The sequence below is a fragment of the Pelagimonas varians genome (genome assembly GCF_003208435.1).
GTDB lineage: Bacteria > Pseudomonadota > Alphaproteobacteria > Rhodobacterales > Rhodobacteraceae > Pelagimonas > Pelagimonas varians.
Window position 1 is genome coordinate 148,477 of record NZ_QKMF01000009.1, and the last position, 12,641, is coordinate 161,117.

The window sequence follows — 12,641 nt, forward strand, 5'->3', positions numbered from 1 at the left end:
GGTGGCCAATAGGCCATCACTTGTTATCTTTTTTTCAAAATATAGGGCAGTGACAGCGAATCAGTCAATATGCGGTGGCCAAACACTTGGGGGGAATACGGCTTTCGCAGCAATTTTGACTCAGTTATCTGAAGAAAAAGAGTACTTTGTGACGGATACGATGATACGCACAGCCCTAGGTGGGCGGTGCGTATTCACGCAAGATATGGCCGGCAAGATACAATGACCCGCAGATCAAAACCCGTGCTGACGGGTCTTTTTGCACAATGCGCGCCAAAGCTGCACTGACATCCGGCGCGACATCCGCCTCTAATCCAACGCTCTGCGCCATCTGGGCGGTTTTCTCCGCCGGTAAAGTATTCGCCTCTCCGGGAATGGAGACCGCCGTCAGGTACTGTGCACAACCGGCCAAAGGACGCATGAATCCCGTAGCGTCTTTGGTGTTAAGCATTCCGCAGATCAAATAGGTCGGGCGTTTTGGCAAACTCGCCAAATGTGTCGCCAGCGCTTCGCCCGCAGCGGGGTTGTGACCACCATCCAGCCACAGCTCAACATTGGGGGCGGCTTTGGCCAACGGCCCATCTTGCAAGCGTTGCATTCGGGCAGGCCAGAACGCTTTGGTCATTGCCCCCTCATAGGCTGCATCCCCCAACTTCAGATGCCGCAGAACCGCCAAGGCGGCCCCTGCATTCTGATATTGGTGAGCGCCCGGCAAACTGGGCAGTGGCAGATCAAGCAGCCCGGTTTCGTCTTGGTATATCAATCGCCCACGTTCTTCGCTGACGTGCCAGTGCTGGCCATAGGCGATAAGCGGAGCCCCAAGCGCTTGGGCACGCGCCTCTATTACATCCATGGCTTCATCGGTCTGCGGGCCGACCACGCAGGGCACACCGCGCTTGATGATCCCGGCTTTTTCACCAGCAATTTTCGTCAACGTATTGCCCAGAAATTGTTCGTGATCGATCGAAATAGGGGTGATCACTGTCATCGCTGGCTTTTCCACCACATTGGTGGCATCCAAGCGCCCGCCAAGACCCGTTTCCAGCAAGGTGTAATCCGCCGGAGTGCGCGCCATCGCCAAAATACCAGCGCAGGTCGTGATCTCAAAATAGGTGATCGTCTCGCCGCCATTGCGGGCATAACATTCGTCCAGAATCGCTGTCAGCGCCTCTTCGGAAATCAAATCCCCCGCCAGTCGGATGCGTTCGTGGAAACGGGCCAAATGCGGCGAGGTATAGGCATGCACGCGGTTCCCCGCCGCCTCAAGTCCGGCGCGGATCATCGCTTGCGTAGAGCCTTTTCCATTTGTTCCCGCCAGATGGATCACGGGGGGCAGATCACGCTCGGGATGATCCAACGCATCCAGCAAGCGCCAGACCCGATCCAAGACCAGATCCATCACCTTTGGATGCAGCGCCATCATCCGATCAAGGATAACGTCCGACTTCGCTGCACTCATTCTTTTGGCGCTTCAACTAGGTTATCAGGGCCGGGCGCTGGCAAATCACCCCATGTGGGCGGAGTCTGCTTCATCAACATCCGGCAAATCACGATCAACTCGTCGCGCATTTCGCGGCGATCCGTTACGCGGTCAAGCATGCCATGCTCCAACAGGTATTCGGCGCGCTGAAACCCTTCGGGCAGTTTTTCCCCGATTGTTTGTTCGATAACGCGCGCACCTGCAAAGCCGATCAACGCATTGGGTTCGGAAATCTGCACATCGCCCAGCATCGCATAAGACGCAGTGACGCCGCCCGTCGTAGGATGCGTGAGCACCACGATATAGGGGAGCTTCTTTTCCTTCAGGATTTGCAGCGCAACAGTGGTGCGCGGCATCTGCATCAGACCCAAAATGCCTTCTTGCATACGGGCCCCGCCAGCAGCAGAGAACAAGACAAGCGGACGGCCAAGGCGCGCGGCTTCTTCGGCGGCGGCAACGATGGCGTTACCAACATACATGCCCATCGACCCGCCCATAAAGCTAAAGTCCTGCGCTGCGGCAACAATCGGCGTCCGGCCAATTTCACCAGTGGCGACCAGCATCGCTTCTTTTTCGCCGGTCTTCTTTTGTGCCGCCTTCATCCGGTCAGGATATTTCTTTTGGTCGCGGAATTGCAGCGGGTCAGCAATCGGTGTTGCGACCTCGACTTCATTGAACACGCCGCCGTCAAACAGCGAAAAGAACCGATCACGCGGCGTGATGTGCATGTGATGGTTGCAATTTGAACATACGTTCAGGTTGTCGCTGATTTCGCGATGAAACAGCATGGTGCCGCATTCGCTACACTTCGACCATAGGTTCTCGGGAACCTCGCGGCGCGAAAAGATCGAATTGATGCGGGGACGGACGTAGTTCGAGATCCAGTTCATAGGGCACCCTGCGCTTTACTTTGATTTGGGTTGACTTAAGCCTGACCGGACAGAAATGCAATCACACGCGCAAAGCAAGCCGTGCCGAAAGCCAATATATCAAGATGATGAGAAATTCTGAGGGCATTTGCGCCCTCAGCGCCACCTCATCCCCCGGACCGTAGGGCAAATGCCACAGCGACAGGCCCGACAATTCACCCTGAATAGACAACAAGCCCAGCGCCACAAAGTTATTGACCAAATGCATCGCCAAAGCCGGACCAAGTGTGCCGGTTCGGGCAGTCAAATCGGCAGCTGCCAACCCAAATGCAAAAGCCCAACCGACCGCCAGCCACGCGTTCCCGCCCAAGGCTTCGGGGTGGTAGTGCAGCAACGCAAAGATCGCTGAGGGCACGACAAGCCAAACAAGGGGCGATTGAAACCGCGCCGCCAATTGTGACTGGAAGTAGCCGCGAAACACCAGTTCTTCGGCAGCGACCTGGATCAAAAGCCCCAGCAGAGTCAGCGGCAAGAACATCAACCACGTCCCAAGCGGCATCCCGGCGACGACCCCTTGCCGGTCAATCAGCAAAGTGACCACGACAAACAGCGCCATGAGCCCCGCGATGGCCCGCGTCACACACCGAAACTGCTCCAACATCGGACCCAACGGCCCAAACAGCCCAAAAAACGAGCGTTTGTGAACGAGTTCGACCGCGACCAAAACGCCCGCAGCCATGCCCCCCATCAAGATCAAAATGGCGAGTGTGCCAAATGCCGTTTCGCCACGTTCAATCGCTGCAACAAATGCCAAATAACCATCGGCAGTCATCACGGCTTGGGCCAATGCAAAAACGCCTTGCACCAAAAGAATGTATACAAACGCCACCGATATAAGCCCAAAACACAGCCGTCCCAAGCCTGCCGTCGGGCGGGCTTGGGTCACAAGGCGTTCAAAGGCGGCATATCTGGGTGGGAACATAGGACAACGGACCTTTTGCAAGCACCCGTATGATCCCAGAAGGTTGGTGACTGTCAACAGCTTGCGGGGCAAGTGATTGACGCCGCGCGCAGGAGTGCTACCAAACTCACTATGATCGAGGTTTTGTTGAAAACGCTGCCGTTCTTTGGCTTGATCGGGTTGGGCTATGGCGCAGCCCGTACCAAATTCTTTGACGAAGTCGCAACCGCACATCTGACTAAATTTGTATTCTACTTTGCGCTCTCGGCGATGCTGTTTCGCTTTTCAGCCAACCTTAGCTTGTCTGAAATTTTCGAGCCCCGCCTCGCTGCCGCCTACTTGTGGGGCACTGGCTTCGTTTACGGCGTGGTTATGCTGGTGGCCTTCTGGCGCGGGTTAGACACCCCCACAGCGGCAATTGAGGCGCAGGTCGGGGCTATCGGCAACACCGGATTTTTGGGCGTCCCGATGCTGGCAGTGCTTTTGGGACAAGAAGCCATTGGCCCGATCATCTTGATTTTGTCGATTGATCTGATCGTGTTTTCATCACTGCTGGTGATTTTGGTCACAGGATCACGCGAAGGGCGGTCAAAACTTGCCGTTCTTCAAACCGTTGGCTTGGGTCTTTTGAAAAACCCGATGATCGTTTCAATATCTCTGGGGCTATGTGTTTCCGCCTCGGGCCTGCAAATGCCTGAAGTGGTGAACTCGTTTTTGACCACGCTGGGCAATGCCGCCACCCCGGGCGCGCTGTTTGCAATCGGCGCATCCCTTGCTACAAAATCCGCAGAGCGGCTACAGATCGCGGTCTGGCTGAGCTTTGCCAAACTGATCTTGCACCCGTTCTTTGTAGCCTGTGCGGCCTTCATCTTCTTCAGGGTCGATGCCTACCCTGCGTCCGTGGCAATTTCAGCCGCGGCCCTTCCGGTGGCTGGCAATGTATTCATCCTTGCACAGCATTACGGCGTCGCGCCCCAGAGGGTTTCAGCAGCGATTTTGGTATCGACTGCGATCAGCATTTTAACGGTCAGTATGATCATCTCTGCCGTGACGGTCTAAAGCCACCTTACAGTTTGCGGTACATCACCAAAGCATCGACATAGCCCTGAACCGGATGAAGAAACGCTTCGGGTAGGCGGCCAATGACGTCGAAACCGGCCCGCGTCCAGATGTCGATGGCACGGGTGTTGGTTGCAATGACCGAATTGTACTGCATGGCGCGAAAGCCCAGCGACTTTGCCGTCTCAAGGCTATGCGCAAGCATCAGGCGGGCAAGCCCTTTGCCGCGCGCCTGATCACCCGTGATATAGCCGCAATTGCAGACATGGCTACCGCCGCCTTTGAAATTGCGCACCACATAGTAAGTGCCCAAAAGCTGGCCATCATCTTCGGCGACAAACACCCGCTTTTCTCCGCCCGTCCAATACGCAAGCGCCTGTGCGTCTGTCATATCTGCGTCTACGGCATAGGTATCGCCGGCGCGAAACACAGGAGAAATCAGTGCGGCAACAGAAGCCGCATCATTGGTGTGGTAGTCTCTCATGTTTATGGTCATGTCATTGGTCCAAAAAGATAATGCGGCCCTCGAATATCGGGGGCCGCGCTATCTATGTCATATTCGAAATGTGGATCTCAATAGACAACCACACTGCGGATGCTTTCGCCCGCGTGCATCAGATCAAACCCCTTGTTGATGTCCTCAAGCTTTAGCGTGTGGGTGATCATCGGATCGATCTCGATCTTACCGTCCATGTACCAGTCAACAATTTTCGGAACGTCCGTGCGGCCACGTGCGCCGCCAAAGGCCGTGCCCTTCCAAACGCGGCCGGTGACCAGCTGGAACGGGCGGGTGGAAATTTCAGCCCCCGCAGGTGCCACACCGATGATGATGCTTTCGCCCCACCCTTTATGCGCGGCCTCCAGGGCTGTGCGCATTACGCCAACATTGCCCGTGGCATCAAAGGTATAATCTGCCCCACCTTTGGTCAGCTCGACCAGATGGGCGACCAGATCACCTTCGACCTTGGACGGGTTCACAAAATCAGTCATGCCAAAATGTGTGGCCATCTCGATCTTGTCTTCGTTCAGGTCAACGCCAACAATCTGATCCGCACCAGCCATGCGCAGGCCTTGCAACACATTCAACCCAATGCCGCCCAGCCCAAAGACAATGGCACGGCAACCGATTTCAGCTTTGGCGGTGTTGATAACCGCGCCAATGCCGGTGGTGACGCCGCATCCGATGTAGCACACCTTATCAAACGGCGCGTCCGGGTTGATTTTGGCAAGCGCGATTTCCGGCACAACCGTGTGATTGGCAAAGGTGGAACAGCCCATGTAGTGTAAAATCGGCGTTCCATCCAGCATGGAAAACCGCGTGGTTCCATCCGGCATCAGACCTTGGCCCTGCGTGGAGCGGATCGCCTGACACAGGTTGGTTTTACCCGACAAGCAGTATTCGCATTCGCGGCATTCCGGCGTGTAGAGCGGGATCACGTGATCGCCCGGTTTGAGCGATGTCACACCTTCTCCGCATTCAAGCACGACACCGGCACCCTCATGGCCCAAAATGGCCGGGAACAGACCTTCGGGGTCTGCGCCCGAAAGGGTGAATTCATCGGTATGGCAAATGCCTGTCGCCTTAATCTCCACCAGAACTTCGCCTGCCTTGGGGCCTTCGAGGTTCACTTCCATCACTTCGAGGGGTTTGCCCGCCTCTAGCGCAACCGCTGCACGTGTTCGCATTTCTTGTCTCCTGTCGGAATTCGTTGCCGCGACACTGCGCGTTTCGCCGGTTTCGTGCAAGATTGAAACACGACGTCATCTGTTGCACTTCCGTCAATGGTTGCAGTAATGAATATTCATTACTTATTCTAGTTTGGTTTCGATCTATGCCCAAAGACCTGTCTGCCACATCGCTCCGCATCCATAATGCCATAGTCGCCGAGACCGCCGAAAAAGGCATCGGGGCAGTGGCAATGCTGCCAATCGCCAAGCGGGCGAAAGTATCGGCGGGCACGCTCTACAATCGTTATGCGAGCAAAGAGGACATGCTGCAGCAAACCTATTTGCAGATCAAACATCGCTATCATGCCCAGTTGATGCAGGTCGGTAGTGGCCCTTCGAATCAGGTGATCCGGCGGTTGTGGATCAACTTCTTTGCCTTCATCCAGGACCGCCCTCAGGAATTGCTGTTCCTTGAATACGCTGGCGCTGCGCAATTGTTGACAGATGCCCAGCGCGCTGAAATCGCCCCGATGCAGGCTGAGGTCAGCGGTTTGGTGCAAACCGCACTGGACGACGGCACAATGCGGCCTATCCCCTTGTCCGTGGCCATTGATCTACTGATGGGCGCGGCCTTGACCCTTGCCCGCAGGCATGCCTTGGCTGGAAACACCGCCCCGATCTCAGAAATCGACACAACATTTGAAACTCTCTGGTCGGTGCTGCGCGCCGAACCTCAGGCCCCAAAGGATTAAACATGACCAAAGTAATCTTGATCACCGGTTGCTCTAGCGGGTTGGGGGTATCCATTGCCGTGCAAGCTGCACAGGCGGGCCACACAGTCTATGCCACCATGCGCAATCTTTCAAAACGCGGCGCGCTGGATACTGCAGCATCAGAGGCGGGCGTTTCGCTGAATGTGCTGGCCTTGGATGTTCAAGACAGCGCAACAATTGTCTCGGCAGTGGGTGCAATCATCGCCAAGGAGGGCCGTATTGATACGCTGATCAACAACGCCGGGGCGGGCTATGTCCGGTCCACCGAACAGGCGCTTGAGGAAGACATTTCTTGGGTCATGGACGTGAATTTCATGGGTGTTGTCCGCTGCACCAAGGCGGTCATGCCATACATGCGCAAGGCGCGCGCTGGTCATGTGATCACCATCGGGTCAGTCGGCGGATTGGTCGGCCAGCCGTTCAATGAAATCTATTGCGGCGCAAAATTTGGCGTCGAAGGCTATATGGAGGCGATGGCCAGCTACATCACCCCCAGTTTCGGCATCCATTTCACCACGGTTGAACCCGGCGGCATCGTGTCGGAATTCGCCAATTCCGCCCTGAAGCAAATCGAAGCGTCCGGCGGCATGTTGGATGACGAATACACTCCGATTTTGCAGGCCTATATCGGCGGGGCCACCTCGCGCCAATCCGGCGACGTCTACCAAACCGCGGACGAGGTCGCATCGGTTGTGATGGACGTCCTTGGGGCCGAAAACCCGCCCGTGCGCTGCCGTACATCCAACTGGGGAGAAGATTTGTGCCAGCTGAAAACCGGCCTCGATCCCGATGGTAAAAAGCTGCAAGCAAAAATTGTGGAGCAATTTCTCGGGCAATAGCTTTGGGCCCATTGCTCGGGCCCATAAACTGGACTTTTGGGGGCCTGCGCCCCCAAACGTCATTTTTCGATCCGATAGATCTTGTGGCAAGCCGAACAAGATCCGCCAAGCGCCCCAATACCGGCCCGCAGACGATCCAGACTTTGCGTATCCAGCCCCGTCGCGGCCTTTTCCATATCGGAAGCCTTGGCTACAAAATCCGGCCAATCCAGCCAGATATCTGGCCTTGCTTCTGATTTCGGGTCGCTTGCTGGCGTTTCAAAAAGCGCAGGCATCTTTGCAGCGTGACTGGCCAATGCTGCGCTTGCACGATTAGCCTGCTGCGCATCAAAGGGCGTCTTGCCCTTGGCCATCTCGCCCAGCACCGCCATTGCCTCCTTGATCTCTGTCATAAGGTTCATGCGCGCCATAACTGCTTCATTTTTGACACCGCCATGCGCGAGGGCCGCGCCCCCGAGCCCGATGCAAAACACAGTCAATAATTTGGTAAATTTCATGTTCGCTCTCCTGTGCCCCCAACTTAGCGCACCTTAAACCCGGACTCGACTCGCAGATTGCTACCGGTGTAGAACAAATGCAGAACAAATGTGCGAATCTCATGCCTCACCGCCGTATCCTCTCTCTTTGGTTTCCGCGCCTTGGCGTTGAACGGCTGATCCGGGCCCAGCCGCATCTGGCTGGCTTGCCGCTGGCGATGGTGTCAGATGAAGGTCAGGCACAACTTGTGTCGTCCCTTTCTCCCGAGGCATCGGCCTTGGGTCTGCATTTGCGCCAGCCGCTGCGTGATGCCTATGCCATGTGCGGCGATCTGATCACCAGACCAGAGCAGCCACGACACAAAGAGGCGTTCTTGGGGGTGCTGCACCGCTGGGCGGGCCGGTATTCGCCATGGGTGTCAACCGCACCGCCCGATGGCTTGATCATTGACCTGACAGGCTGTGCGCATCTGTTTGGCGGCGAAGAGGTGCTGGCAGAACAAGTGGCGCAAGATTGCCTGGACTTGGGTCTTTCCGTGCAGATGGGCATTGCCGACACACTGGGCGCGGCTTGGGCGCTCGCGCGTTTCACCGCCCAAAACGGGGCTGCGTCACACCGGTCAGGCGATGCGATCGATCAAGAGGCCCGCGCCACACGATCACGGGCCGGCAAACGGCGACACTGGACACGCGGCGGGGCTGCGCCAAGTGTGCCGACCGGACCTGCGCTGCAAAACAGGATCGCCCCTATAGGCAAGGCATGGCAGATGCTGTCGCCCTTGCCTATCGCGGCATTGCGGATCGACCCGCAGCTGGTGGATCAACTGAACCGGTTGGGGCTGCGCCGGATTGGTGATTTGATTGGCCAGCCGCGCGCAGGGCTGGCGCGGCGATTCGGGCGGGGCTTGGTCGACAAGCTGGATCAGGCAATGGGCAGCGCACCCGAACCAGTCTCACCTGCCAAGCCACCGGACCGGTTTTCGGTCAGGCTGTCCTTTCCTGACCCGATTGGGCTTGAAGGCGATGTCGCAGCCGGTTTGGAACGGCTTGTGGAACAGCTTTGTGCACGCCTAAAGGCAAAGGGGCGCGGCGCACGGGTCCTGCGGATCGAGGCACATCGCTGTGATGGCTTGATGGAATGGCAAACGGTCAGTGCAGCCGTGGCCAGCTTTGACCCGCTTCGGTTGATACCTTTGTTGCGGCTTAAACTGCCGGGGATCGATGCGGGACCGGGTATTGATATGCTTCGGCTGGAGGCCATCGGGCACGACGCCCTGCATGATCGCCGCATGGCAGGGCACAAGGTCGCTGCCCAGCGCGGCCAGCAGCGCAAGGACCAAGGCGCTGCGCTTGAGGACTTGCTGGGACGACTTGGGGCCCGCATCGGAATGGAGGCGATCACCCGTCGCCATCCCGCCAGTAGCCACATCCCCGAAAAATCAGCTCAGGTTTTGGCAGCAGCGTGGTCGGACCCCGCCCCAGACTGGCCGGAACCGCCAACCCCGCGCCCCTTGCTGCTATGGCCCCCCGAAGCGGTGAGCGCAGAAGATCACCCTACGCCGCCCAGCGCGTTTCGGTGGCGAGGGCGTGATTTTGGTACGCTGGATATCAGTGGCCCGGAACGGATCACCCCAGAATGGTGGCTTGATGATCCCGCGTGGCGCAGCGGTCCGCGGGATTATTGGCGCATCGACACCGACCAAGGCGATCGTTTGTGGTTGTTCTACGCACATGGCGGCACGATGTCGTCAGGCTGGTTTTGCCAAGGGTCCTTTGCGTAAGCGACAACCGCACGGCCGGGCGCAAAATTTTTTGAAAAAATTTTCGCCGCTCTCGCCCGCAGCACTGGCCAAGCCCAAAACAGCATGTCAAAACCCGCCCACCCCCGCGCCTGAAGGAGCTCGCGCCATGCCCATCGTCTCGCTAATTGCAAAACCCGGCACGCTGGACCCTGCACTGGTCGACAATCTTCGCAACGCATGGGGCGGCGGCGTCGCTGTCTGGCTGGCGATGGACGAGGCCGCGGAATTCCCCGTAGCCACTGTTGCAGGCAACTTCGAAGACATCCGCGCATCTCTTGCGGATCAAGTCGATTTGAACATCCTACCAGATCAGGGCCGCCAAAAGCGCATGCTGCTGGCTGACATGGACAGCACAATGATCGAACAAGAATGCATCGACGAGCTGGCCGAAGAAGCCGGTGTTGGCGCATATGTCAAAGACATCACCGCCCGCGCCATGAACGGCGAATTGGATTTTGACGGTGCACTGACCGAACGGGTTGCTTTGCTCAAAGACCTGCCCGAAAGCGTCATCGATACGGTGGTCAAAAACCGCATCACCTTGATGCCCGGCGGCAAAACCTTGCTAAACACAATGAAAGCAAACGGTGGTTACTGTGCTTTGGTTTCCGGCGGGTTCACGGCCTTTACCTCGCGCGTCTCCGGTTTGCTTGGATTTGATGAAAACCGCGCCAACACTTTAATCATAGAAGGCGGCAAACTGTCCGGTGAAGTTGGTTTACCAATCTTGGGCCGCGAGGCCAAGATTGAAGCGTTGGAGCAAATCACCGCCCGCCTAGGGATTTCCGAAGCCGATGTGGTTGCCGTGGGCGACGGGGCCAATGACCTTGGCATGTTGGGCCGCGCCGGTTTCGGCGTTGCGCTCCATGCCAAACCCAGCGTTCAGGCGGAATGCGCCTTGCGGGTCAATCACGGTGATCTGACCGCGCTGTTGTACCTGCAAGGCTATCCCAAAGCTGATTTCGTCTAAACGCCAGTCAGACCGGCAACCGGGCGGATTTCGCCCGTCACCAACCCGTCCCAGTTTTTCACCGGCGGGTTGAGAAAGCGGATGACCTCAGGGTTTTCAGCATCCAACACACCGATGCGCACCAAAAGCGCCGCAATCGCAGAGTTAGACGCTCGGGTTGCACCATCGACGATTTTCAACGAAATGCCCCAGCCGCGATGCGGTAGAATGGCGACGAAATACCCTTCGGCTCCGGTTTTCAGCGCCAGAGGCTCTTTCGCAGCGCGCATCAAGTGGGTGCAAGCACGGGTGTCGCCCGCAACCAACTCGGGATAAGCGATCATCCCGCCAACCAACTGCTGCGCCGCCTCGGACATCGTATCACTGCGCTGACCTGCGCTGGCAAAAAACGCCATGGCGCGGGCCATACCCAGCATTGATGTCGCAAAGTTCGGGGCGGAACACCCGTCGATGCCAAAGCCGGGGCTTGTCGCGCCCGTCACCTCTTCGAAGGCGTCGCGAACCGATTTTTGCACCGGATGCGCTGGATCAACATAGTCGGAGCTTGCTCCCAAATGTTTGGTGAGGATCAAAAAACCGGAATGCTTGCCGGAACAATTGTTATGCACGCGGCATGGGCTGTCTCCGTCGCGGATCATTTGAAACCGCAAATCTTTGTCACGAGATGCTTCGGTGCCGCAGATCAAATCATCGTCGCCCAACCCTAATTCATCCAGCCAAGCGTTCACTGCCCTGACGTGCATAGGTGCGCCTTGATGCGATGCGCAGGCCAGCGCCAAACGGGCAGGCCCGATTCCAAAAGCCTCGGCCGCGCCAGACATCACCAATGGCAGCGCCTGAATCATCTTGGCAGAGCTTCTAGGCAACACCACGGCATCAGGGTCGCCCCATGCCTCAACGACACCACCACTGCCATCACAAATCACCGCATGCCCCATATGTTGGCTTTCAACGAAGGGCCCGCGGTGTATTTCCACCATCGGTTCGGGTGTGCGCATCATCAGATCCTTAGATTTCGGCGAATATCTGCCAACAGGGCTTTCACGTTGCGGTTTTTTCAGGCTATTGTCTCGCCGTCGAGTAGAAAAGTTTTTGTGGTCGGGACAAGCCGGAATCGGCAAGGCACAAAAGCAAGTGAAGAGGCTAGACAGCTGGAGGCTGCAAGTATGATTTCAGGTCTTGGTCGCGTGATCGGAGCCGGCGCTATGGCGCTGCTGCTGACCGCAGGTATGAGCACCGCACAACAAGAAAGCACAAACCGTGTGGACGCCATGACCGACTGGTCCGTCTTTGAGGGTGAAAGCCCCAAAGAATGCTGGGCGGTTTCCACATTTAAAGAGAGCGTGAACACCGACGCCAACGGGAACATCAAATCGGTCACACGAGGTGATATCTTGTTGATGGTGTTCTACCGTCCGGGTGCAGGTGTCACCGGGCAATTGGCATTTACCGGTGGTTACCCCTTTGCAAAAGGGTCGACTGTTAATCTGGACATCAGTGGCACAAAATTCGAGCTGTATTCAGAAGGTGAATGGGCGTGGCCTGCGACTCCTCAGGATGATGCAAAAATCATCACTGCTATGAAACGTGGGGCGGCAGCCCAGCTAACAGCCCAATCCGGCCGCGGCACCATCACCAAAGATACATTTTCACTGCTCGGCTTTACAGCAGCCGTCGAGGAAGCAAGCAAGCGCTGCGCCAAGTAAGCCGCTGCACGCAAAAGATTTAGACGGGCGAGGTGATA

Annotated in this window: 13 protein-coding genes; 6 read left to right on the top strand and 7 right to left on the bottom strand. The window is 57.1% G+C overall.

Annotated elements, in window-relative coordinates; all coding sequences use genetic code 11:
- Positions 1 to 175 precede the first annotated feature (175 nt).
- The 3 genes from C8N36_RS13555 to C8N36_RS13565 all read right to left on the bottom strand — a co-directional run bounded on the left by C8N36_RS13555 (position 176) and on the right by C8N36_RS13565 (position 3,331).
- Positions 176 to 1,459, bottom strand: coding sequence for a bifunctional folylpolyglutamate synthase/dihydrofolate synthase (locus tag C8N36_RS13555; RefSeq protein WP_097805104.1), 1,284 nt, complete (start codon positions 1,457 to 1,459; stop codon positions 176 to 178).
- Positions 1,456 to 2,370: an acetyl-CoA carboxylase, carboxyltransferase subunit beta gene (gene accD / locus C8N36_RS13560; protein WP_097805103.1), complete on the bottom strand. Its 915-nt coding sequence runs from the start codon at positions 2,368 to 2,370 to the stop codon at positions 1,456 to 1,458. Before accD ends, C8N36_RS13555 begins: the two co-directional genes overlap by 4 nt.
- 61 nt (positions 2,371 to 2,431) lie before the next feature.
- The gene (locus C8N36_RS13565) at positions 2,432 to 3,331 is read right to left on the bottom strand and encodes a CPBP family intramembrane glutamic endopeptidase (RefSeq protein WP_097805102.1); all 900 of its coding nucleotides are present in this window, start codon (positions 3,329 to 3,331) and stop codon (positions 2,432 to 2,434) included.
- 111 nt (positions 3,332 to 3,442) lie between these two features.
- Between C8N36_RS13565 and C8N36_RS13570 the strand changes: the two genes are divergently transcribed.
- The gene (locus C8N36_RS13570; RefSeq protein WP_097805101.1) at positions 3,443 to 4,369 is read left to right on the top strand and encodes an AEC family transporter; all 927 of its coding nucleotides are present in this window, start codon (positions 3,443 to 3,445) and stop codon (positions 4,367 to 4,369) included.
- 7 nt (positions 4,370 to 4,376) lie between these two features.
- On the opposite strand, the gene C8N36_RS13575 is transcribed toward C8N36_RS13570, so the two are convergent.
- Positions 4,377 to 4,865 carry a GNAT family N-acetyltransferase gene (locus C8N36_RS13575; protein ID WP_097805100.1) on the bottom strand — a complete coding sequence of 163 codons (489 nt, stop codon included), beginning with the start codon at positions 4,863 to 4,865 and terminating at the stop codon, positions 4,377 to 4,379.
- A 77-nt stretch (positions 4,866 to 4,942) separates the two neighbouring features.
- Complete coding sequence (locus C8N36_RS13580; protein ID WP_097805099.1) at positions 4,943 to 6,055, bottom strand: S-(hydroxymethyl)glutathione dehydrogenase/class III alcohol dehydrogenase; 1,113 nt, start codon at positions 6,053 to 6,055, stop codon at positions 4,943 to 4,945.
- A 146-nt stretch (positions 6,056 to 6,201) separates the two neighbouring features.
- Here C8N36_RS13580 and C8N36_RS13585 point away from each other — a divergent pair, with 146 nt between their 5' ends.
- Positions 6,202 to 6,789 (top strand): TetR/AcrR family transcriptional regulator, encoded by a 588-nt coding sequence (locus C8N36_RS13585; RefSeq protein ID WP_097805098.1) that lies wholly within the window; start codon positions 6,202 to 6,204, stop codon positions 6,787 to 6,789.
- A gap of 2 nt (positions 6,790 to 6,791) precedes the next feature.
- Positions 6,792 to 7,649 carry an SDR family oxidoreductase gene (locus C8N36_RS13590; protein WP_097805097.1) on the top strand — a complete coding sequence of 286 codons (858 nt, stop codon included), beginning with the start codon at positions 6,792 to 6,794 and terminating at the stop codon, positions 7,647 to 7,649.
- A 59-nt stretch (positions 7,650 to 7,708) separates the two neighbouring features.
- Here C8N36_RS13590 and C8N36_RS13595 read toward each other — a convergent pair whose 3' ends face one another.
- Positions 7,709 to 8,146: a c-type cytochrome gene (locus C8N36_RS13595; RefSeq protein ID WP_097805096.1), complete on the bottom strand. Its 438-nt coding sequence runs from the start codon at positions 8,144 to 8,146 to the stop codon at positions 7,709 to 7,711.
- Between the two features lie 101 nt (positions 8,147 to 8,247).
- Here C8N36_RS13595 and C8N36_RS13600 point away from each other — a divergent pair, with 101 nt between their 5' ends.
- Complete coding sequence (locus C8N36_RS13600; protein WP_097805237.1) at positions 8,248 to 9,906, top strand: Y-family DNA polymerase; 1,659 nt, start codon at positions 8,248 to 8,250, stop codon at positions 9,904 to 9,906.
- 127 nt (positions 9,907 to 10,033) lie between these two features.
- A complete protein-coding gene (gene serB, locus C8N36_RS13605; RefSeq protein WP_097805236.1) occupies positions 10,034 to 10,897 on the top strand; it encodes a phosphoserine phosphatase SerB in 864 nt (287 codons plus the stop codon).
- Here serB and C8N36_RS13610 read toward each other — a convergent pair.
- Entirely contained in the window at positions 10,894 to 11,898 is a 1,005-nt protein-coding gene (locus C8N36_RS13610) for an asparaginase (protein ID WP_097805095.1), read from the bottom strand. The two genes, serB and C8N36_RS13610, sit on opposite strands and share 4 nt — an antisense overlap.
- Before the next feature lie 165 nt (positions 11,899 to 12,063).
- Here C8N36_RS13610 and C8N36_RS13615 point away from each other — a divergent pair, with 165 nt between their 5' ends.
- A complete protein-coding gene (locus tag C8N36_RS13615) occupies positions 12,064 to 12,603 on the top strand; it encodes an invasion associated locus B family protein (RefSeq protein WP_097805235.1) in 540 nt (179 codons plus the stop codon).
- Positions 12,604 to 12,641: the final 38 nt, after the last annotated feature.